Source organism: Parabacteroides sp. AF17-3, from assembly GCF_003635445.1.
Classification (GTDB): Bacteria; Bacteroidota; Bacteroidia; order Bacteroidales; family Tannerellaceae; genus Parabacteroides; species Parabacteroides goldsteinii.
Map to the genome: position 1 here is coordinate 13,218 of NZ_QTMM01000014.1, position 22,974 is coordinate 36,191.

Here is a 22,974-nt window from a genome sequence, read left to right on the forward strand (position 1 = left end):
ATTATTTCCACTCTATCGTGGAGATGACAAACTTAACATTGTTTCCACTACCCTGCAAATATCATCATCGGTGAGTGTAGGCCCGGAAGGCAAGCAAAGTCCTCTCTCAAATAACCTTTCCGATGTCCCGTCCCCATAAAAAGGAGATTGCTTAAACACCGGTTGCAGATGCATCGGTTTCCACAAAGGGCGTGTTTCTATATTTTCATCTGCCAAATGTAACCGGACATCCTCACGGGTAAATCCAGCCTTTTCGGGATCTATCAGAATACAAGTCAGCCAAAAGTTCGAATTGAAATCTTCCGAAGGATTCCGTTGTACCTCGATACCCGGCATATCCTTCAGCAACTCCGTATACAGCCGATGTATTGCCCTGCGTCGTGCAATATGTTCATCCAACACAAACATCTGTCCTCTACCGATTCCGGCACAAATATTACTCATGCGGTAGTTATAACCGATACATTCATGTTGGTAATGCGGAGCATTTTCCCTGGCTTGGGTAGCATAAAACATAGTCCGTTTGGCCTGTTCTTCCGTCCGGCAAACCAAAGCGCCGCCTCCGGAAGTCGTGATCATCTTATTTCCATTGAATGATAAGGCCGCAAATTCTCCGAAAGTACCACATTTTTGTCCTTTGTACACTGAACCCAAGGCTTCGGCTGCATCTTCCAAAACGGGTATTCCATACCGAGAAGCAATAGCCATAATTTCATCCATTTTTGCAGGCATGCCGTATAGATGAACCGGGATAATTGCTTTCGGAAGTTTTCCTGTTTTACGCAAACGATCTTTGATCGCTTCTTCCAAAAATAAAGGACTCATATTCCAAGTATCCTGCTCACTATCTACATAGACCGGAGTAGCTGACTGATATGCTATCGGATTGGCTGAAGCGGCAAAAGTAAAGGACTGGCAGATGACTTCGTCACCTGCTTGCACACCTAGTTCGATAAGACCCAGGTGAAGAGCGGCTGTGCCGGCAGATAATGCGACAATATGTCGGTCTTCTTTAATATAATCCGCCAGTTCTTTTTCAAAAGCATTCACATTCGGACCTAATGGGACAACCCAGTTAGTATCGAATGCTTCTTTAATGAAATCTTGCTCACGACCAGACATATGGGCGAGAGAAAGGTAGATTCGCTTATTCATAAAAATTATTTTAACAATTCATTTCCTATGCTAAAAAGAAAGGATAAAACTTTACATACCCTTTCCTAGCACCGTATATATAATGATCTGAATGTCATTCCAAAACGACCAATTATCTAAATATTCTATATTTATTTTTACTTTATCAGGAAACAAGACCTCATCATTATATTTCAGAGCATTATATTCTATATTAAATCATCGTTTTATTCATACTTACATTTAGCAGAATATCACACTTTGAGAACATCACTCCATATTCAGGTACAAATGTATCATCAGAAACATCCTCACCTTTTGCCCAAGCGATAATAGCTTTTGGCATATTGACACCGGCCTCGTGTGAAAAAGGGTATCCGCCACCAAATCGAGGATTCAATTCCAAAACATAGTATTCGCCATTGCGCTCTAATACATCACAATCAAGATTTCCTATGTGTTTTAGACTACGACCGATAGTTGCCCCAATCTCACGGATTATTACATTATCTATTGTAACGGCCTTGTCTGTTTCTCCGGAACGCATAGCAAGTTTCCGCTTCACAGATACCCCCCTATGATTTCCTTGCAAATCGTTTAATATATCAAGACCATATTCAGGACCTTTTATTACTTCTTGAATGAGCAGAAAATTCTCATCTGACGAAGCTTTTGCAAGAATAGATTTATAAACTTTCTTTTTATCAAACTTATAAACCATCGACAATTCTTCAAGATCATCTACGAATTCAAGTCCTATAGAGCCTGAACCCCAACGAGGTTTCAGAATCAAAGGGAAATTTAGAGTTCCTGCTTTGATGGCAGCAACAGCTTCATTGTAATCAATGTAAGTCTTAGGTGTATTCAAACCTAAACTTTCTATGTATTGAGCAGTCTTATATTTGTCGAAACAGATGTCAACCACTCTCGGATCGCTGACTATCACTTTTACTCCAAGTAACTCAAATTCAGATTTATGTTTAGACAAAATGGGAAGTTCCAAATCATTAAGAGAAATCAGCACTCCAATTTGTTGTTCCTCACAAATTTGCAATATTGTAGCAATATAGTTCGTAGCATACACCTTAGGCACTTGTATTTTTACATCAGCAGCAGTGAGAGCTGGAGCCGATAATTGCATATCAGTAGCCACAATATTACCGCTATTGCCAATTGCTTCCTTAAAGTATTTTAGCAGGTAATAACGACGACCTGCACAAGTAAAAAGAATATTCATATTTATAGATTGTATAAAGCCATCACATCATCAACTGTTTGCCTCCTACGTACAATGTAGGTTGTGCCATCCTCGTTCATTCCAATTATAGGTGAAACAAAATTTATAAATGTGGGTGTCAACACCATTGTATATGCCCCCACACCATCAATCTTGACATAGTCACCATATCCAATATTAGAAGGTACTGCAACATTATTCAGTATTACATCCTTCTCCATGCAAGTAGAACCAACTAAATTAGCCTCAGATGTATCATAACATTCTTCTTTCGTATAAAAAGTATGTGGCAAATTATTACTGTGCATAGTTGGTTTTACATCAAACACACTCCCATCTGTAGTCAGAAAATGCTGACCTGCAATTACCTTAGTTTGAAATATCTTAGACACATAACTGAATACGTTAGCTACAACAGAAACTCCCGGTTCAATAACAATATTAGGTCGTACTTTATTAAACCAATTGTTTGACAAGCAAACGTCTAAGATACAATTAGCATAATCCACATATTTAGGCTTATGACTTACATCAATCCCTTTTGCTGCAGCGCCAAAGAAACCTCCTCCCACATCAAAATATTGTAAGTCATAGAGATTAAATTTGTCGCAAACTTGTAACATCTGTTCCACTATCAATCCATAATTGACAACCGCTCTATCCGAGGAAGAAGTATGACCGTGTAAAGAGATAATTTGAACTCCAGAATTAAGTAACAAAGGAATAACATCATTAAGCTGTTCTTTTGTAAAACCAAATCGTCCTACTCTCAAACCACATTGAACCTTCGAAACTCCATCTTCATCCGTCAAATCAATATTTATACGCAGACCTACTTTGACTTCTATACTAGAATATTTCTTTTTGTATTTAAGGATAGTATCAATTTCGTACATCGAATCTAGGTTAATCACAGCGCCATCTTTCAATGCTTCTATCAAAGCATCTGCCTTCTTGATTGGACCATTAAAAATGACATTATCAAACCCTATCTGCTTGGCTAAAGCATATTCCATTTCCGAAACCACTTCTGCAAAACATCCCTGCTCCTTAGCTATTTTACATAGTACAGGAACATAGTTTGTCTTAAACGAATAGCCTATAATCAATTTATCATATCGAATTCGAAAACCTCTTTTGAATTCTGTTATGTTGGATATATACATATCACTATCCATTAAATAGAATGGAGTACCATACTCTTTATCCAAAGAATTCAGATAACTATAATTAATTTGTTCCATCAAAATCTTCCATTGTTACATCGTTGTCCGAATTAATACCTTCTCTAACGAATACTTTTTTTACAGTAAGAAATATAATTTTAAAATCTAAGAGGAATGAACAATGAGCCACATACCACACATCCAACTCAAACTTCTTCGTCCATGAGATAAAATTTCTTCCATTTACTTGTGCCCAGCCGGTAATACCCGGACGTACTTCATGGCGACGAGCTTGCTCTTTAGAATAAAGAGGTAGATACTCAGGTAATAATGGTCTTGGTCCTATCAAAGCCATATCCCCTTTTAACACATTAATCAATTGCGGTAATTCATCAATACTTATAGAACGTACAAACCGCCCCACCTTAGTCAAACGTTGTGCATCCGGTAACAAATGTCCTTCCACATCCCGTTCATCCGTCATAGTTTTATATTTCACAATCCTGAATATCTTTCCCCCTTTTCCGGGTCGCTCTTGAAAGAAAAATGCTCCGGCTCCTTTATTGGCAAAATGCAAACAAATTGTAGTAACTAAAAATATCGGTGACATAAAGAGGATAAAAAAGAAAGCCAATATAAAATCCAAAAATCGTTTAAAAAAGCAACGATACATATTAAAGAGTAATAATACTATTAAAAACTTGCATATATTTATCTGTAGCCACCTCCAAAGAGAACTCTTGTTTTGCTAATTTATAAGCATTCTCTCCCATTTGTTCCATTTTATCATCATTCATTATAAATGAAATAAAATCAGTAACACTATTATCCGTTAATTGTGAGGGCAGAACATAACCACATTCATATCTACGAATTACTTCTGCCTGCCATCCTTCATGATTAATAACAATAGGCTTACGTGCAGCTAAAGTGTCAAAAAATTTATTTGCTGAATTATCCCATAAGATGGGATTATCTATAACAAAAGAACTACCAATCGAAGCAACATGGTACAAATATGGTAAATCTGTTTTAGAGACAACTCCTAAATAAAAGAAGTTTCTATTAAGAATATTTACCTCCTGAGCTTTTTGTAAAACAATATCTAATTCATTTCCTTTACCAAATATACAATAAATAATATTTTTATCACATTTAATCGTCTTACTGGCTAAATCTACTAAATATTGAAGCCCATTTACTTTTCCAATTGTGCCACAGTATAATAAAATCTTTTTTCCATCTAAAGAAAAAGGAAATGATACAGTAGGTGTCAAGTTGGAGAATCTATCCAACTCCGATATGTTTGGAATTACAGTAATCTTATCCTCAACATTCTTAACTCGTGCCACTATATTGCGATACATTCCTGTCGATAAAGGTACAATCCAAGAAGCATGTCTATAAACTACTTTTTCAAACAGCCGCAACATATTTATTAGTAATTTATTTTTTATAATCCCCATCTTTATTGGAACTTCCGGCCATACATCTCTAACTTCAAAAACATAAGGAGTTTTCTGAAATATTTTTTTCATTAAAGCAGGAACTCCTATTGTAAGGGGTGTAGAAGTAGCCAATACTAAATCCGCTTTTATTCTTATAACTTTAAGCGAAGAATAAAAAGCAAAAGAAAAAAAAGAAGCTATTCTTTGACGAAAGTTCATATTATTATCATATCTGCATCTAAGCACATATAATATTAAGTCATCTCTAACCACTTTTTTCCATCTTTCTTTTTGATTTTGACAAGAACCTAATTCTGTATTTGAAGTTATTATAATAACTCGTATCCCTCTATTAACAAATGACTTGGCCAAATCATAAGAACGGGTTCCACCTGAATCTTCTGGAAAATTAAAATATTGATGAATATATAACAGTCTCATACTTTTTTACAATCTCCCATCAATAACATCAATAGGTAAAACACCCTTCACATCATATACCACACCATTAGTACTGCAAAGCAATTGGCGTACATCTATATCTTTAAACTCACTATGAGCTACTCCCAAAATAACAGCATCATATTTACCTTTCAAGGAATCAATACCTTCTGATGAAATTTGAATTTGATATTCATGAAGCACATGAGAAGCATCAGCCCACGAATCATATACTGTAATATTTTCAGTATACTCAGACAGTGTACTATAAATATCCACAATCTTTGTATTGCGAATATCCGGACAATTTTCTTTAAATGTAATGCCTAGCAACAGAATCCTGGCATCTTTGACTAAAATCCCTTTCTTATTCATCAACTTAATCACCTGATTGGCGACATAGTCCCCCATGCCGTCATTCAATCGGCGGGCAGCAGACATCACCCGTGGCAGTACACCATAAACCTGTGCCTTCTGTATAAGATAATACGGATCTACACTGATACAATGCCCACCGACCAAACCTGGTTTCAGCTTTATAAAATTCCATTTGGAGGCAGCGGCTTCTATCACATCATTCGTATCAATTCCCATTGCATTGAATATTTTTGCCAATTCATTCATAAATGCAATGTTTACATCACGCTGTGAGTTCTCAATAATCTTGGAAGCCTCTGCCACTTTAATAGAAGGAGCCTTATGTGTACCGTTCACTAATACCGAATTATACACTCCATCCACAATATCCGCAATTTCGGCAGTCGAACCAGAAGTAACTTTCTTTATCTTTTCTACCGTATGTACCTTATCACCAGGATTGATGCGCTCGGGAGAATAACCGGCAAAAAAGTCCACATTGAATTTCAAGCCAGAAACACGTTCCACCACAGGGAGACATTCCTCTTCTGTTACTCCCGGATATACAGTGGATTCATACACCACAATATCCCCTTTCGAGATAACCTTACCTACCGTTTCACTCGCTCCCCATAACGGCTTTAAGTCCGGACGGTTATTCACATCTACAGGCGTGGGAACAGCCACCACATAAAAATTACAATTCTTAATCTCTTCCAACTCTGTAGTACAAAGAAAACCATTATTTTTAATGGCACTCTGTAACAATTCATCCGCTACTTCCAATGTAGAATCATGACCAGTCATTAATTCGTCCACCCGTTTCTGATTCATATCAAAACCTACAGTCTTATACTTTGTCGAAAATAAACGAGCTAAAGGAAGCCCTACATAACCGAGACCGATTACGCAAATTTTAACATCTTGCATATATGTGCGTTATTTAAACAGTCATTTTTTACTTGTTTATATTTAGTATTTAACCGGAGTCATATAATCACCATACATTTGAGTTAAATATCTATCATAATTTTTAGGGATATATGCTTCAAAATCTTCGAACTGAGTTTTAATTCGTTCTTCATATATTTCTTTTTTTATACATGCACGCGCCATACCCTCATTAGCAATAGGCACTAAATAATCAGAAGATTCAAAAGGATAACGAGTCTCAATAGAAGCATATATTTTATCAATACAAGAATCACTAATAAAAAAATCTATAATTTTGGCTATACGAACATACTTTTTATTCTTTGGCAAGCACATATTAATATCTACATACTTAGATTTTAAAAGTTTTCGCAAAAAACAAGTCATACATGTAAACGTTGTTTGCTCAGACACCGTATTTGGAGCTCCAATCAAAGGATATATATCTAAATGAGCACCCTTGATTTTTTTTGATTCAATAATATCATGAGAAGCACTATACTTTTTAGTTACTCCCCGTGCACAATACTGACTATTACTGGAGAGTTCCACATTCATGACATTACGAATTTTAGGAATATCCGGCAATCTAACAGACACATCCACATCTCTATCCCAAGGGATCAATCCCTTATGCCTGACAGCTCCCAATTGAGTGCCGTAAGCCAATACATACCATATATCATATTTTTCGCAAACACCTATAAATTCTTTTAAGAGTCGAAGATTCTCATTTTGCAAATCCTCCATGTTGCCCCCATTCACAATTTCGCCCATATTAAATTTTATCAACTAATGATTTAAATAAATTCTCCATAGTGTTTATATTCTTTTCCCAATCATATTCTTTTAATACCTTTTGACGTCCATTCTTACCCATTTCTTCACATTTCTTTTTATCATGTAGCAATTTAGCAATTTCAATTGCCATAGTCTCAGGTTCCCTATCCCTTAATATAATACCAGAAATTCTATCATCGACCACTTCCTTAAAACCTGGAGCATCTGTGGCTACAACCGGCAATCCACATGACATAGCTTCCACGATAGCAACGCCAAAACTTTCTGTTATTGAGCAATTCACAAAAACATCAAAGGAATTTAACACTGCAGGAATTTGATTATTGGGAACTGTTCCATAGAAACAAACATCATCTGAAATATTTAACTTAACACATAATGCTTTTAGTTCTTCCAAAAGTGTTCCTCCACCATATATATGGAGTAGAGGTTTTACACTTTCTTTTGAATGCACAATCGCAAACGCTCTTATTAGTAACTGGATATCATATATTGGTTCCAAATACTTTACAATACCAACAATCGGCCTCGAACTAGGCTTTGAATTTATGGGTATAAATTTTCGTGTATCAACACCAAACGGTGTAACTGTTACATCTATATTTTTATTGAGGATTTTTTTAACCTGTTGTGCCATAGCTATACTGGTAGATGCAATAGCGTTGGCATACCTAAGATTTTTTCGAATCACCCAATAATTAAATTTATTCAAATAAGGGAAATCATATACATCACTTCCAAAAACTGAAATTACAAGAGGTTTTAATCTGGCTAGTCTAGCCATCGTTCCATACCCCGACGCATATTGTACATTCACTATATCAGGCTTAAACTCTTTAAATATCTTTCGCGCACTAATAACATTTAAATAATAATAATAAGATTTTCCTGGAAATTTCAAATATTTCACAGCAACCTCTGATGATAAATCATTCATATCATCTTTTTGATTTAAACAAGTGACAAGAAGTACTTGATGTCCCCTATCGATTAGCGCTTTCGCCCATCGTTTAGTATGATTGCTAGACGCAGCACCTATTAACATTACTTTCATGATGACAATAAAAAAACTTTTAATTAGTGATATTCAAAATTTGATGAAATAAACATTTAGGAACTTCATACAAGGTGGATGATTCTGTATTTATTGTATTCAACAATTTCCACGAAGTCTTTACTGAAAATCCTTGTCGATAAAGTAACTGAAAAATATATGGAAAATAAATAAACTTCCATATTTTATATTCCCACTTACCCATATGATTTTTCATATTTACAAACCTGTTTAAATAGTGAAGATGAGTAGTATTTATATTACTAATATTAGATTTTGAAGCACTGACTTTATGGTAGACTATTGCAGAAGTAACACATGCCATTTTTACTTTCTGTTTTTTCATTCTTATCGAAAATTCAAAATCCTCTTCTCCAAAGAAAAAAATTTCTGTAAGTAATTTATGATTATGAACTAAATCCGAAGATACTAATAATGCACATCCTGTAACAAACGACACATCCATAATATCTTTTTTAATCACAGACTCATTTTTCTTTGCATAATAGTATTTTCTGAACCCCCAAAACAATTTTCCGCCACAATTCCAAACAACTTTATTGTTATAAAAATAATTTATTCTTGGAATAACCACTTTATACGCTTTATTTTGCGTAATAAAAGAATTTAATATCGAGATACATGAAGGATCTATCACCGTATCATTATTTAACAAAAAATAATAATCTGGATTATATTTTTCAGAAAATTCAATCATTAAATTGTTTCCTTTAGAGAAGCCATTATTCTCTTTTAAATCTAATAGTATAACCTGCCTTTTTTGCAGATTAATAGCTGTATAATTTATATTCTCAACAACATCTATTTTGATACTCTGTTTATTGCAAAATCCCTCTATTTCTATCATAGATTTATTTGTAGATCCATTATCACCCACAACAACAAAATAGTCAGAATAGTTCATTTTATTTAAAGAATCTAGACACTCTATAGTGTCCTGAAATCCATTCCAGTTTAATATAGTTATGCAAATCATATTTATTATTTAAAAAGAGTAAACAATTTTAATGTACAACATATAAACAAAATCAATTCCGATAAACACATGGCTATTGAGGCAGCTACGACACCCAATAAATTCACGGCCACAATAAGAAAGCCTATACTCATAATACCGGCAATAAACACATACTTCAAAAAATATCTCTGAAAACCTAAATTCACTAATCCTACTATACCTAAAATATAATTTAACCCTCCAAATAGTATTACAGGTGTCATCATACGAATTAAAACTATAGCTTGAGGTTCAGCAGCACTAAGCAGAATATTATTTATTGGAGTAGCAAGAAGCAAAACGATTAAAAGGATTGATATCAAAAATAGAGACATTATTAACGACACTCGCTTAAGTTTGTAAACATTAGCCGATATTGTGTTATCCTTAAAATTATTTGCCAAATGAGGAAATAGTGCATTAGATATAGGAGATGCAACAGATTGCGCAGCTTTAACAACCTTTTCTGCTCCAGCATATATGCCGACCATTGTATTACTGGTGAACAATCCTAAAACAAATACATTAGAATTACGGTATAATTCCATACAGACTGTTGAAAGGAAGATATACCAGCCAGCTTTCAATTGAAAGATCACATCATTTAATTTAGGAATAGTGATCGATATTTTAAATACTCTATAGGCTATAAGCAAACTTATTATACCTGAAAACAAATAACCTGCCGAATTCAACAATGGTATTTTGACATAATCAGACTCATGTTTGATACATACAAAAATTAATATCGTAAAAATTGTCTTGCAGGTTATATTAACCATTGTCATGTACTTCATCTTCTCCATACCTTGAAAAAGCCATATAGGATTCATTGCATCCCCCATTACAACCCCTAATCCAAGTATGAGCATAAAAACATGGGTCCATGAAAAAAGTAGGATTGCCACACTGATAAAAATCACAAAAGCTATAACCATAAGGATTATTTTTGCCCCCAAAGTCGCATTAACTATTCCATTCACGACAACGTGATTATCTCTGTTCTGAGCAATTTGTCGAGTTACCGAAAGGTTAAAACCGTATGAACTCAATAATAGCATATACTGTATTAATGCATAAACAATAGAATAGACACCATAATTTTCCATACCTATCACCTTTATCATATAAGGCAATGTAGCCAACGGAAGTACCATATTCAGTACATTTAATATGGATAAAGACAAGACACTCTCCAACAAGCGACTATTTATATGCATAACTAACTTTCAACCTTGTGATATAACTAAACATTATAAAAAGTACTGGGATTTCATAAGGACTTAGATTTAGCCAATAAAATTCAAAAAAGCCCAAAGCTAAAAAGGTTAAAACGCTACAGTTAGCAAGAAGTAAAAAAACGTTCTGAGATTTTACCGAAACATAATACAAAAAGTAAACAATGAATGCGAAATTTAAAACAAATACAATAAAAAAAAGAGAGTCATGACTATAACACCAAATAGTACCAATAAAAGTCCTAACATTAGTATCTCCTAATTCCCCAATAGATAAAAATACGGGATTAATGCCATCAATATACCGTCCATCACCAAATAAAGCTATAAAAGAATTTATAATCGGTCTTACTAACGCTAATTTCATTTCTGGTTCTAAAATACCCTGCTGATAATCCAAACTAAACGACAAAGACCCACCTATCAGGTAGTCCATAAAATGATTAACCACAAAATTTATCCACGAATCGGTAATATCATTTCCTTCACTCAAAATCATTATAAGATAATAACTAAGAAAAAAAACTCCACTACAAATGAATACCGGAAATAATAAATTTTTCAAATTCAAGATAGATCTATTTGAGAAAAGTCTCGCAAGATAACCTATTAAAACAGGTGCTATAATCCAGCTTTTCACCCCCACGGCATACATGCCAATCAATAACAATACAATAATCACATAAGCTGACTTATGCTTGCTGTCGCTCTTATATATCATATATGAGAATATGGCAGACAGTAATACATTTAAATGTGCTAAAAAACCACTCACTTCATATTGCTCCGAAAACTCATCTCCACCAAAAGAAAATCCGCTGGATATAGTATTTCTAATTCTCAGCAACGAGATTATAATGCCAATAATAGCTAATATTTTTAATAAGCTATAAGAATCATCTCGTTTTAATATAACATATCTGTTTATTCGATCTTTTTTCACTAAAGTGGAAAAAAACAAACTAGGAATAAAAAACAAGAATAGACCTAAACAAGGTACAACTAAACTCGGTAAATAAAAATCCGGAACTGCAGTTACGCAATTCGAGTATAATACCGCAATAAGGGTAACTATAGCGTATGGAATAGAAAGAACGTTAACCGGTGTAATTATTATACCCCATAATTTTTTTTCTATTAGACACAAGAGAGAAACTTCAAATATGAATATTAGCAGATATATCATTCAAGTGACTATTAACGCTCAAATTGGAACATCCCCCTCGGTAAAGGGCACTTCTCTGTGTTTCAATCTGAGTATGTTAAATGTTAGTTGACTAAATTAACTATTGGTTATAGGAAAACATTGGCTTCTTTTCCAAAATCAGCTTCACCTATAATCAGAAACGTCTTAATATCTCAATCAAACGTACATTATCTTTGCGACCACGAACTGCCAGACGTATCAGATTACGACCAGTCATATTGGATTTCAATCCGCAATTGCTGACTATCACATCGTTTTCTATCAATTTCTGTGTGAGTTCCGCAGATGTATATTTATCTGTCACTTCACAAAGAAAATAATTGGCCTGCGAAGGGATGATCCGCAAATAAGGAACAGTTTGCAGTTCTGCATAAAAAGTATCTCTTTCCACCACAAACTTGGCACAAGCCTTTATATAATCCTTCTCATACTTGCCATAGATTTGCAAATAGAATTCTGCAAATGAATTGATGTTCCAGATACTCACCTCTTTCTTCATCCGTGTTATCAAATCAATATCTGCTGTAGCAAACACACCAAGCCTCAAACCAGGAACGCCATAAGACTTTGAAATAGATTTCATAACCATCATGTGAGGATGAGCTATCAATATTTCATCATACAACAAGCTATTTTCAACGGAACCATAAGTGAAATCCACAAAACTTTCATCTACAAGTAAACGAATACCCTTCATCGCACACCATTTTACCAATCGTAAAACGTCCGCTTTTGGCATAAAATGCCCGGATGGATTATCCGGATTTATCAGCATCAATAACGAAATATCCCTATTCTCAAAATATGCCATCAAGTCCTCTGCCGTATATTCAAAATTCTCACCTTGAGGAAAAAACGGAACAATCTGCTCTTTACGAAGTCGATTAGGATATTCATCAAAAGTAGGATATATAACACCGACTTTATCACCCGAATGTTCTTCCATCACAACCTTTATCAATTCCGTAGCGCCATTTCCTACGACTATATAATCTTGTTTTACACCAAAATATTTCCCCGCGAGTAATGAATTTACTTGCATACTCGATGGGGAATTTTCAAGTAACGTATCAAAATTAGCACGCAATTCATCTTTCATCCGTTTGGGAGGAAAAAAAGGATTCACCAAATAACAGAAATCCAGCATCTGTGGGAAACGCCAATAACCACCATAACGTTTATGATACTCCTTCCATTTTATATTTTTATCACTGAATATGGTAGATGCTATATCCAAATCCTGTACATCATCTATCTCATACCATTTCTCATCAGTTATCGGCAATGCCTTCAAGGTAGAATTGGTGCAGATGGAGTAATATGCGCAGTACTTGTTCATAATATTCATTATTCCCCATAACCCGACAATAGGCCTTAAGAAATGGTACATATTGATATTCCGAGAACTCACGACTGAACTTATAGATATTCACAGTTTTGTAATAGACATCTGCATTTTCATAGCGGAAGGCTTCTTTAGGAACAAAATTGGTAATGTTCCGGTCATTGTCAATGCAGACCATTGTACCATCCATCCACGTTTCATACTTGGCAACAAGTGCCAGATCAGGATCTGGATGGTTTACCAACAACCAAGCATCCTGTCTTCAAAAATCAAATCGGATTCAAACAAAATAGTGTCATCTTTGCATAACTCTTCTTTTACCAATGCCAGTGAATAAATATTGTTTGTTTGGTCATAAATAGGATTATTGACATACTCTATTTTCAAGACATCATCATAACGATGCCCTATATGGTCTATCAGTTTTTGTCCTTCATAACCTATCACTAAAACAAGACGATTAAGTTTAAATTTTGATAATTGGGTAATCATTCTATCGATAAGCCGAATGCCATTTACCTCTATCATACATTTGGTATTGTTTCTGGTCAATTCGCCCAATCGTTTTCCCATTCCTGCCGCTAAAATAATTGCTTGCATATATTTAAGATATTTGTAAATACTCAATTTAGGGTATACCTCAGATTATAGGTCCTTTTCCTGTGCCCAAATCGAGACATATTAAAAATTAAACATTTGATTTAACATTAGGCGCAAGCCAAACCTAGATTTTGAGGTATCATGCTAAAGTAAACACATAATATCCATTTCACTGGAACGCGCTTCTATATGAAATACTCCAGAACGAAATAGATAAGAGTTTTTAAGTAAGTAATCAATTAAGGATATGTTCTAAATTGAATACTTACACTATTTATCCAGTTTTTCGTATTCTGAATTCCTACTTATAAACTCCGGCACAATTGATTTCATCACTTTCACAGCTTCCAACTTTTCTACTCGAATAGATAGATCTACCAAGCGTGTAATAAGTATTGATATATCCATAAAATCATATTCTCTCACTTTTGCACGGAAAATTTTAGCATTGTTAGTGGGGAGAGTATTTTCTTTGGTTGCCAGCAACTCTTCATATAACTTCTCACCCGGACGAAGGCCGGTATATTTTATTTCGATATCTTTTTCGGGGATAAGACCGGCCAGTTCTATCATTCGACGTGCCAAGTCGGCAATCTTTACCGGGGTACCCATATCAAATACGAAAATCTCATTTCCTTTACCCATAAAAGCAGCTTCCAAAACAAGACGGCAGGCTTCAGGGATTGTCATGAAATAACGGATAATATCGGGATGGGTGACTGTTAATGGACCTCCTTTAGCCAACTGTTCACGAAAACGGGGAATGACAGAACCGTTACTGCCTAATACATTGCCAAAGCGGGTAGTGATAAAACGGGTTTTTCCCGGATGTAACCCTTTACTTATCGCGATACTCAGACTCTGCACATAGATCTCGGCCAGGCGTTTGGAGGCCCCCATCACATTGGTTGGGTTGACTGCCTTATCGGTAGAGATCATAATAAATTTGTCGGCACCATATTTTACGGACATGTCGGCCATATTACGGGTTCCCTGGACGTTGGTATGTACAGCTTCACAAGGGTTTTCTTCCATCAGAGGAACATGCTTATAGGCTGCTGCATGGAAGACATATTGGGGATGGAAAGTTTTAAAAACACTTTCTACACGGGCAAGCATCCTGACATCTCCCATGATCGGAGTGAAGACAACATCGGGAAAACGATCTGCCAACTCCAGACGGATGGTATGCATAGGTGTCTCGGCACTATCAAACAAGATCAGTTGCTTCAAACCAAATGTACAAAGTTGTCGACAAAGTTCACTACCGATAGATCCGGCAGCACCAGTAACCATAACAACTTTACCCCCTAATTCATCTGCTATTTCTTTCAGGTTGATATTTATTTCATCACGTCCTAAAAGGTCTTCGATACGAACCTCCGGTAGATTTCGTAAATTGACTGTCCCTCCTTTTAACTCATCTACGGTAGGAAGCATCAACATACGAACCTTTTTCCGCTCACAATAACGAACCAAGCGTTCACTTTCTGCTTTTACAGCATGATAGTCGGTAAACAAAATAGCCTTGATACCTTTTCGGTTTACCAAACCATTAAATTCCAACTGATCTTTTACCGAATAAACCGGACATCCTCCTATACGGATCTTACTTCTTTTTCCGATTCGTATATACCCTTCAATCTGATAATTATCCGATTGTTTCCAAAGAGAAGTGGCAGGCGAATTAGATACAGCGTCTTCCTCCCTGTAAATCAACAGCCTCTCATTATTGGAGGCGACACTTCTAACTATCATGCTATACATTATTATTAATAAAGCACGAAATATTGTCAGGATGAAGAAGGTCAGGAATAAATCAAGCAGACCTCCTAAAAAGACTTGAAGAAAAGATAACGAGTGGATAAAACAGGAAAGGACTACAATCATCAAAGCAGCTTTCACAAAGGAGGCAATAGCAATACGCCCCGTCTCTGTAAAAGTAGAATGACGAATGACACCTTTATAGGTCTGGCAGGAGAGAAAACAGATTGTACTGCATAGGATGGAAAAGAGATTTATATAAATAAACTCATGTACCGGCAGACTTATTTTCAAAATATTGCCAAGGGTCGCAAAAACTAAAAAAGTGGATAAAACCGAGAAAAACAGGTCTATAAAAAAGATTATCCACCGATTAAAGTATTTTTGCTTCGAGAAGAGAATGATAAAATCACTGATTTTCAGCACATTAATACTAGTCATATATCATAAAAATGTTCGTCAGTCCCATAACGGAAATAACGATTATTGCTTGTTTTTCAAAGCCTGTACAAAGAAAAGGGTGACTAGAAAAAACGATCGTTTTTTCTAGTCATTTATTCGTGTGCAAAAGTATTCTTTATAATCCAATAATCAAAGCCTTTTCTAAATTATTATTCCCCTAAGTATCAATATTATGCCTCTGATTCATACGAAATATCTGTTAATCAGTGATTAACGATTTTAAACAGAAAAAGGGTGACTAGAAAAAACGATCGTTTTTTCTAGTCATTTCACTTTTATCCTATTAATTATTTGATCTTATTTTTTAATTTATATATGGATAAACGTTTTTAGTTATGCATTTATTTCGGCATCGAAGTTGCAGAAGGGTTCTCCACGATTCCCCATTCTCCGATATTCCGTTCTTTCCGATCGAACGAAACACCGACTTTTATCAGTTTACGATGATCTATTTGATAAGGTAACAGGTATCCTTTATCGTTTATTTGTTGTAAAGCATCTTCTATACTTCCGTCCAACTTAAATTCAAAAACGTAAATGTATTCTCCGGTTTTGACAACTGCATCCGCACGACCTTTGGCACTACGGACCTCTGCATCACAGAACTGCCCCATCAATTTAAAGATCAGATAAAAGACAACCTGGTAATGACGCTCTGTCTTGTCATTCAATTCATAAGGGAAATCCGCAAAAAAAGCACGCATACGTCGCATAAAAGCATCGACATCGCCGGACTCCAGTTCATGGACAAATTTACCGATATAGAAGCCTCTTGCTTCTTCAGTGATGGAAGAATAGAAAGGAGTGATAAAGTTTAAGAATCCGTAACGCACTTCTTCGTTTGGAAATTCCAGTTTATAGAGTTTAAAACGGGCATCGTATTCTTTGATTGTCAGATATCCGCTTTGATAGATTAATGGGATCGGGTTGTTCCGTTCAGCACGGTATTCGGTAAAAGCCGATGCTTGTGTCTCTACACCATCGATCAAAAGACGAAGGTCGTATTCACTTTTCTTCAATAATTCGACCAAAAAGGTAGGAGTTCCGGTCTGGAACCAATAATCGCCAAATTCTCTTTTGTCTAATGCACTTAACGTACTGAAAGGATTAAACACTCCCTCCCGGTTCGGATGAAAGTGGTAGCCGTCGTATTGCTTCACCATCATTTCAACTGTTTCTTCCCATGTCAGTGACTGCATTTGACCTAGCTGTTCCAATTCGGGACGCAAGTTCGCAGTTAACTCTTGATGTGTTATACCGCAAAGAGTTGCATAATTGTAATCGAGGCTTATATCATTTAGTTGGTTCAAATCACTAAAAACGCTTACTTGTGCAAATTTAGTGACACCGGTCAGGAATACAAAACGCAGGTAACGGTCAGCACTTTTGAGAACGCCATAGAACGCTTTCATCGTACGCCGATAGGCTTCCATCAAAGATTCATTATTAATAGCCTGTAAAAGAGGTTTATCGTATTCGTCGATCAAAACAACTACCTGACGCCCGGTTTGTTCCCAGGCACGACGAATCACTCCCTTGAAGCGAAGCGAAAGCGTTGTTTCATCATTACCCCGTCCATAAAGTTCTTCCCACTGTGTCAGTTGATTGCTCAATAAAGCATCTAATTGTTCAGGTCTGTCAAATTTTTCAGCATTCAAATCAAGATGTAACACAGGATAAGTATTCCACTCCTGTTCTAATTTTTCAATGGCCAAACCTTCAAATAGTTCTTTTTTTCCTTGAAAATAGGCTTCCAATGTAGAGATCAGTAAACTCTTTCCGAAACGACGGGGACGACTGAGAAAATAAGGGACTTCACTCGCTACCAAATGATAAACTTGTTCGGTCTTATCAATATACAAATAGTTTCCATTCCGAATCTTTTCGAAACTTTGTATTCCTATCGGTAATTTACGACTCATCATCATACGCTATTTTAACTTTTACCTGGTTGTTGAACAAAGATAAACATTTATCCGTATAAAGCGGAAACAACCAACCAATTAATATCAACTACAACAGAATATCAAAAAAAATCAGCCAAGTAGCATATAGGTTAGCTACCTGGCTGATTTTATTTCAAGAATTCCAGATCAAATCCGGAAAGAAAATTATTATTGAGGCATCGGAGCAGCCGAAGGCGGAGGTGTCTTTGTCCCCCACTCTTTATTGGCTCTCGGACCCACTTCAAGTTCAAGCAGGCCGCCTTGGGCGATGTCGCTGTGCTGGAACCAGGGCTGGTTCAGGACTTCCCCGTTCAAGCGAGCCGACTGCACATATTTATTTTCTTCGGAAGCGTTGTTTGCTTTGATCTCAAACGTATTGCCGTTACCCAGGTCGATCTTTACATCGGTAAATACCGGGCTACCTATATTATAGGTAGGCGAGCCGGGAGTAACCGGATAGAATCCCATCTGGCTGAACACAACGAAAGCAGACATACCACCGCCGTCTTCATCACCGGGAACGCCCATCACGTCGTTACGGAACCACTGGTTCAACAGCGTACGGATACGTTTCTGAGTCTTCCAGGGCTGGCCGGCATAGTTATACAGATACGGGATATGCAGACTCGGTTCGTTAGCCATCGAGAACATACCTACGTTGCCGGTATGGTCGGGAAGGAAGGAATAAAAACTCCATTTGGACATACCGAGCGGTTCGTTGAACATGGAATCGAGATCCAAAACAAATGCTTTGTCACCACCGATCATAGAGATCAGGTCGCCGATGTTATGCTGTACGTCCCAACGATACACATAGGCATTGTTCTCATCGTAATAATCGCGGGCACCCAGGCCACCGTCATAACGGTAATCCATCGGTTCGATGAATTTGCCATCCTTATCCTTCGGATGGAAGAAACGGGTATCGGGGTTGAACAGATTGCGGTAGTTGTAGGATTCGCGCAGGTAATGTTTGGCTTCGTCAGTCTTACCCAGTTCGGCTGCGATTTGTGAGAGACACCATTGGTCGTAGGCTGTTCCCAGCGTAACGGCTACCGGCTGGCGTTTTTCCCAGATAGAGACGTTGGCTACCGTTTCCTTTTCACCGGGTTTCAATGCGGGGATATAACCGTGTTCCTTATAGAAATCGTCCAACCATCCGGCAGGGGCAGCCGACCAGGGGATCAGGGTTTTCTCTTCGATACCTTTCTTTGAAGCGATATAAGCCTTTTCCAGGTCGAAGCCGCGCAGGCCTTTCTTCCAGGCGTCGATCACAGTAGCTACGGCATGGTTGGAGTTCATACGACGGGAGTCGCCGGTCACTTCCGGGAAGGTCGGCATCCAGTTCGTACCCATCTGTTCCGCCATCAGCAGGAAAGAGTTGATGATATCGCTTTCACGTTCATTGTCGATCAGGATACGCAACGGATGGGTTGCACGGTAGGTATCCCAGATCCAGTCGTCGGTATAGAACGGACGACCGCCGTCTTCATGGATCTGACCGTCGAAGGCACTGTAGTAACGGCCGTCTTCGCTCAGGTTGACCGGACGTTCGTAGCAACGGTATAAAGAGGTATAGAATACGGTCTTGTCGTCGTTGGTTCCGCCTTGTGTCTGGATTTTGCCGAGGGCATCGTTCCAGTCGTTGCGGGCGATCTTGGCTACAACGTCCACATCATAGGCAGCAATCTCACGTTCGAGGTTCTTCTTTGCCTGCTCTTCGCTGATGAAGGAGATACCGTAGCGCACACCGAGTTTCTTCACGTCATTTCCGTAAGAAAGGACAAGGGCAGCGTCTTTACCTTCGACCGATGTTTCGCCGTATTTCACGGTGTTATCTGCCAATACGCCACATTGTTGCGGAGCTTTGTCTGTTTCGGCATAGAGATAGACTTTCGTCTTCCGGTCTACGAACTGGTAACCGCTGACGCTCTTTCCATCGCTCTTCAACTGTCCGTTACGGCTGTTGAAGATCAGATAGGCTGGCCCTTCTCCTTCAAAAGTGATGCCATAGACGGCACTCTGATGCGAAGGGGCGAAGTCTACATCTATATTATTATCGTCCAGATATACCTGGTAACGATACGGATAGATCTTCTCATGGTCATAACTGTAATTGATAACCGGCTTCAATCCGGATTCTTCTCCCTGATACGGGCTCAGATTAAAAGCAGAACTTCCGCGGTGGCTGGTTACGATAACCGGCAGTCCGCTCAACATATCACCTGTAAAGTCGGCACGCTCCGGATAGACACGGAGCATACTGTTAGGTAAATGTACGGTCGGATAGGTAGGCACCAGCAAGTGACTGATGTTTCCCATATAGGGATTGACATAGTCTACCGGGCTTTTCTGCTCCGACGGGAGACCTCCTCCGGCAGCGCAGGAGGCCAGTAAAAAAGCTGAAGCCAGCAAGGCAACAGATGTCTTGATTTTTTTGTTTAATTTCATCTTAGTATTCAATTCAGTATTTATTTTTTCTTCTTTTCATCCACTGAGAATGAATAAGGGAAGTCTTCCGGGTTAACACCTCTGTTCAGGTTGGGTTTGTCGCCCATCTTAATATCGAGGACACCGCCTTTCAGCAGTTCGTTGTGGTCGAGATAGTTCTTGGTATAGTTCACGCCGTTGAATGACATCGACTCGATATAGATATTCTTGTCGCTGTTTTCGGGAGCGTTGATCACCAGGTTCTTTCCATTCTCGAAATGCAGTGTTGCCTTCTTGAACAACGGAGCGCCCAACACATATTGCGTAGTACCCGGAGCCACCGGATAGAATCCAAGGGCTGAGAATACATACCAGGCGGAAGTCTGGCCGTTGTCTTCGTCACCGCAATAACCGTCAGGTGTCGGAGTGTACATCTTATTCATTACGTCACGTACCCAGTACTGCGCTTTCCAGGGTTGTCCGGCGTAGTTATACAGGTAGATCATATGCTGGATCGGCTGGTTGCCATGTGCATAGTTACCCATGTTCATGATCTGCATTTCGCGGATCTCATGGATTACCTGTCCGTAGTAACTGTCGTCGAACAATGGCGGAACGGCAAATACAGAATCAAGCATCATCACAAAAGAGTCTTTGCCACCCATCAGGTCGATCAGTCCCTGCGGATCGTGGAAGACAGACCAGGTATAATGCCAACTGTTGCCTTCGGTGAAAGCATCCCCCCACTTCAACGGAGAGAACGGTGACTGGAAAGTACCGTCGGCATTCTTTCCGCGCATCAGTTTACTTTCCTTGTCGTACAGATTCTTATAATTCATGGCACGTTTAGCATACAGGTCGAGTTCTTTCTTCGGACGGCCCAGTTCTTTGGCGATCTGATAAATACACCAGTCGTTATAAGCATATTCCAGCGTACGGGCTGCGTTTTCATTGATCTTGACATCGTAAGGCACATATCCCAGTTTGTTGTAATACTCATGTCCCAGACGGCCGGTGGAAGACACAGTCGGGTGTACGTTTTCCGTTCCGTGGATCAGGCCTTTGTACATCGTTTCCAGGTCATCGACCTTTACACCCTTCATATAAGCATCTACCAGGATGGAAGCCGAGTTGTTACCCACCATGCAACCACGGTGTCCCGGACTTGCCCATTCGGGGAAGAAGCCGCTTTCCTTATAGGTATTGATCAGACCTTCCTGCATCTCCTTGTTCATCGACGGATACATCAGGTTCAGGAACGGGAACAGGGCACGGAACGTATCCCAGAAACCGGTATCGGTAAACATATATCCCGGCAGCACTTCGCCGTTGTACGGACTGTAATGAACTACGTTTCCGGCTGCATCTATTTCGTAGAACTTACGCGGGAAAAGCAGTGAACGGTACATGCAGGAATAGAATGTACGGTACTGGTCCAATGTTCCTCCTTCTACCTCGATCTTACCCAAGACATCGTTCCAGGCTTGTTTGCCTTTAGAAACCAGGGTATCGAAATTATCATTACCCAATTCTTTCATATTGATGGCAGCCTGGTCGAAGCTGATGAAGGAAGAAGCCACCTTGGCCTGAACGATTTCGCCTTTCTTCGTCTTGAAACCGATCACGGCACCTACATGACTGGAAGTTTGTTCTTTCGAACCTTCTTTCAGCGTGTTGTCGGCAAACGTCGCTTCGTAGGTAAAAGGTTTATCGAATTCGATAATAAAGTAGTTCTTGAAGTTCTCGGGAACACCGCCGCTATTCTTGGTAGAGTAACCGATAATTTTGTTTTCTTCCGGAATGACTTTGATATAAGAACCGTTATCCAACGCGTCTACCACTATGTAAGAATGGTCGTTTTCCGGGAAGGTGAAACGGAACAGAGCGGCACGGTCGGTCGGAGTCAGCTCCGTTATCACATCGTGATCGGCCAGATAGGCTTTATAATAATAAGGTTTCACCACTTCACTCTTATGGGAGAACCAGCTGGCACGTTTATCCTGGTCAAATTCAGGAGCGCCCACTACGGGCATAATGGCAAACTGTCCGTAATCGTTGATCCACGGACTTGGCTGGTGGGTTTGTTTGAATCCTCTTATCTTATTTGCGGTATATACATACTGCCATCCGTCTCCCATCTTTCCTGTCTGGGGAGTCCAGAAGTTCATCCCCCAGGGACGGGCAATGGCGGGATAAGTGTTTCCTGTCGATAGTTCAAAGCTCGATTGAGTTCCCATCAACGGCATTGCATACTCTACCGGGTCAAAGGCGTCGTTACCGGGAGCTGCCATAGCTGGCTTTCCAATCCAGGCCGTCATCACGACCAAAGCAATAGCCAATACATTTTTCTTATTCATGTTTTCTTATTTTGGGTTGAATTTATATGTTTAAAT

General features: G+C 38.3%; 15 protein-coding genes and 2 pseudogenes. All 17 read right to left on the reverse strand.

Annotation, left to right across the window (positions count from 1 at the left end; genetic code table 11):
• Positions 1 to 12 precede the first annotated feature (12 nt).
• Complete coding sequence (locus DWW91_RS18175; protein ID WP_122328523.1) at positions 13 to 1,155, reverse strand: DegT/DnrJ/EryC1/StrS aminotransferase family protein; 1,143 nt, start codon at positions 1,153 to 1,155, stop codon at positions 13 to 15.
• A 51-nt stretch (positions 1,156 to 1,206) separates the two neighbouring features.
• Positions 1,207 to 1,338, reverse strand: a pseudogene (locus DWW91_RS18180) (sugar transferase); the annotation flags it as partial.
• 10 nt (positions 1,339 to 1,348) lie between these two features.
• Positions 1,349 to 2,371 carry an ATP-grasp domain-containing protein gene (locus DWW91_RS18185; RefSeq protein WP_122328524.1) on the reverse strand — a complete coding sequence of 341 codons (1,023 nt, stop codon included), beginning with the start codon at positions 2,369 to 2,371 and terminating at the stop codon, positions 1,349 to 1,351.
• Between the two features lie 2 nt (positions 2,372 to 2,373).
• Positions 2,374 to 3,615 (reverse strand): hypothetical protein, encoded by a 1,242-nt coding sequence (locus DWW91_RS18190; protein WP_122328525.1) that lies wholly within the window; start codon positions 3,613 to 3,615, stop codon positions 2,374 to 2,376.
• Positions 3,602 to 4,210, reverse strand: a complete 609-nt coding sequence (locus DWW91_RS18195) for a sugar transferase (protein ID WP_122328526.1) — start codon at positions 4,208 to 4,210, stop codon at positions 3,602 to 3,604. Before DWW91_RS18195 ends, DWW91_RS18190 begins: the two co-directional genes overlap by 14 nt.
• A 1-nt stretch (position 4,211) precedes the next feature.
• Positions 4,212 to 5,426, reverse strand: coding sequence for a glycosyltransferase family 4 protein (locus DWW91_RS18200; protein ID WP_122328527.1), 1,215 nt, complete (start codon positions 5,424 to 5,426; stop codon positions 4,212 to 4,214).
• A 6-nt stretch (positions 5,427 to 5,432) separates the two neighbouring features.
• On the reverse strand, positions 5,433 to 6,713 hold the full coding sequence (locus tag DWW91_RS18205; RefSeq protein ID WP_122328528.1) for a nucleotide sugar dehydrogenase: 1,281 nt from the start codon (positions 6,711 to 6,713) through the stop codon (positions 5,433 to 5,435).
• 42 nt (positions 6,714 to 6,755) lie between these two features.
• Positions 6,756 to 7,493 carry a phosphorylcholine transferase LicD gene (locus DWW91_RS18210; protein WP_122328529.1) on the reverse strand — a complete coding sequence of 246 codons (738 nt, stop codon included), beginning with the start codon at positions 7,491 to 7,493 and terminating at the stop codon, positions 6,756 to 6,758.
• Position 7,494: 1 nt separating this feature from the next.
• Positions 7,495 to 8,571 carry a glycosyltransferase gene (locus DWW91_RS18215; protein ID WP_122328530.1) on the reverse strand — a complete coding sequence of 359 codons (1,077 nt, stop codon included), beginning with the start codon at positions 8,569 to 8,571 and terminating at the stop codon, positions 7,495 to 7,497.
• 19 nt (positions 8,572 to 8,590) lie between these two features.
• Positions 8,591 to 9,568, reverse strand: coding sequence for a glycosyltransferase family 2 protein (locus DWW91_RS18220; RefSeq protein WP_122328531.1), 978 nt, complete (start codon positions 9,566 to 9,568; stop codon positions 8,591 to 8,593).
• A 5-nt stretch (positions 9,569 to 9,573) separates the two neighbouring features.
• Positions 9,574 to 10,809, reverse strand: coding sequence for an oligosaccharide flippase family protein (locus DWW91_RS18225; RefSeq protein WP_122328532.1), 1,236 nt, complete (start codon positions 10,807 to 10,809; stop codon positions 9,574 to 9,576).
• Positions 10,796 to 12,013, reverse strand: coding sequence for a DUF6337 family protein (locus DWW91_RS18230; RefSeq protein WP_122328533.1), 1,218 nt, complete (start codon positions 12,011 to 12,013; stop codon positions 10,796 to 10,798). Before DWW91_RS18230 ends, DWW91_RS18225 begins: the two co-directional genes overlap by 14 nt.
• Before the next feature lie 154 nt (positions 12,014 to 12,167).
• A pseudogene (locus DWW91_RS18235) lies at positions 12,168 to 13,979 on the reverse strand (aminotransferase class I/II-fold pyridoxal phosphate-dependent enzyme).
• Positions 13,980 to 14,249: 270 nt separating this feature from the next.
• Positions 14,250 to 16,184, reverse strand: coding sequence for a UDP-N-acetylglucosamine 4,6-dehydratase family protein (locus DWW91_RS18240; protein WP_199722604.1), 1,935 nt, complete (start codon positions 16,182 to 16,184; stop codon positions 14,250 to 14,252).
• A gap of 362 nt (positions 16,185 to 16,546) precedes the next feature.
• Positions 16,547 to 18,130: an ATP-binding protein gene (locus tag DWW91_RS18245; RefSeq protein ID WP_122328617.1), complete on the reverse strand. Its 1,584-nt coding sequence runs from the start codon at positions 18,128 to 18,130 to the stop codon at positions 16,547 to 16,549.
• 189 nt (positions 18,131 to 18,319) lie between these two features.
• Positions 18,320 to 20,602: a GH92 family glycosyl hydrolase gene (locus tag DWW91_RS18250; RefSeq protein ID WP_122328534.1), complete on the reverse strand. Its 2,283-nt coding sequence runs from the start codon at positions 20,600 to 20,602 to the stop codon at positions 18,320 to 18,322.
• Between the two features lie 20 nt (positions 20,603 to 20,622).
• Complete coding sequence (locus DWW91_RS18255; RefSeq protein WP_122328535.1) at positions 20,623 to 22,938, reverse strand: GH92 family glycosyl hydrolase; 2,316 nt, start codon at positions 22,936 to 22,938, stop codon at positions 20,623 to 20,625.
• Between the last annotated feature and the right edge of the window lie 36 nt (positions 22,939 to 22,974).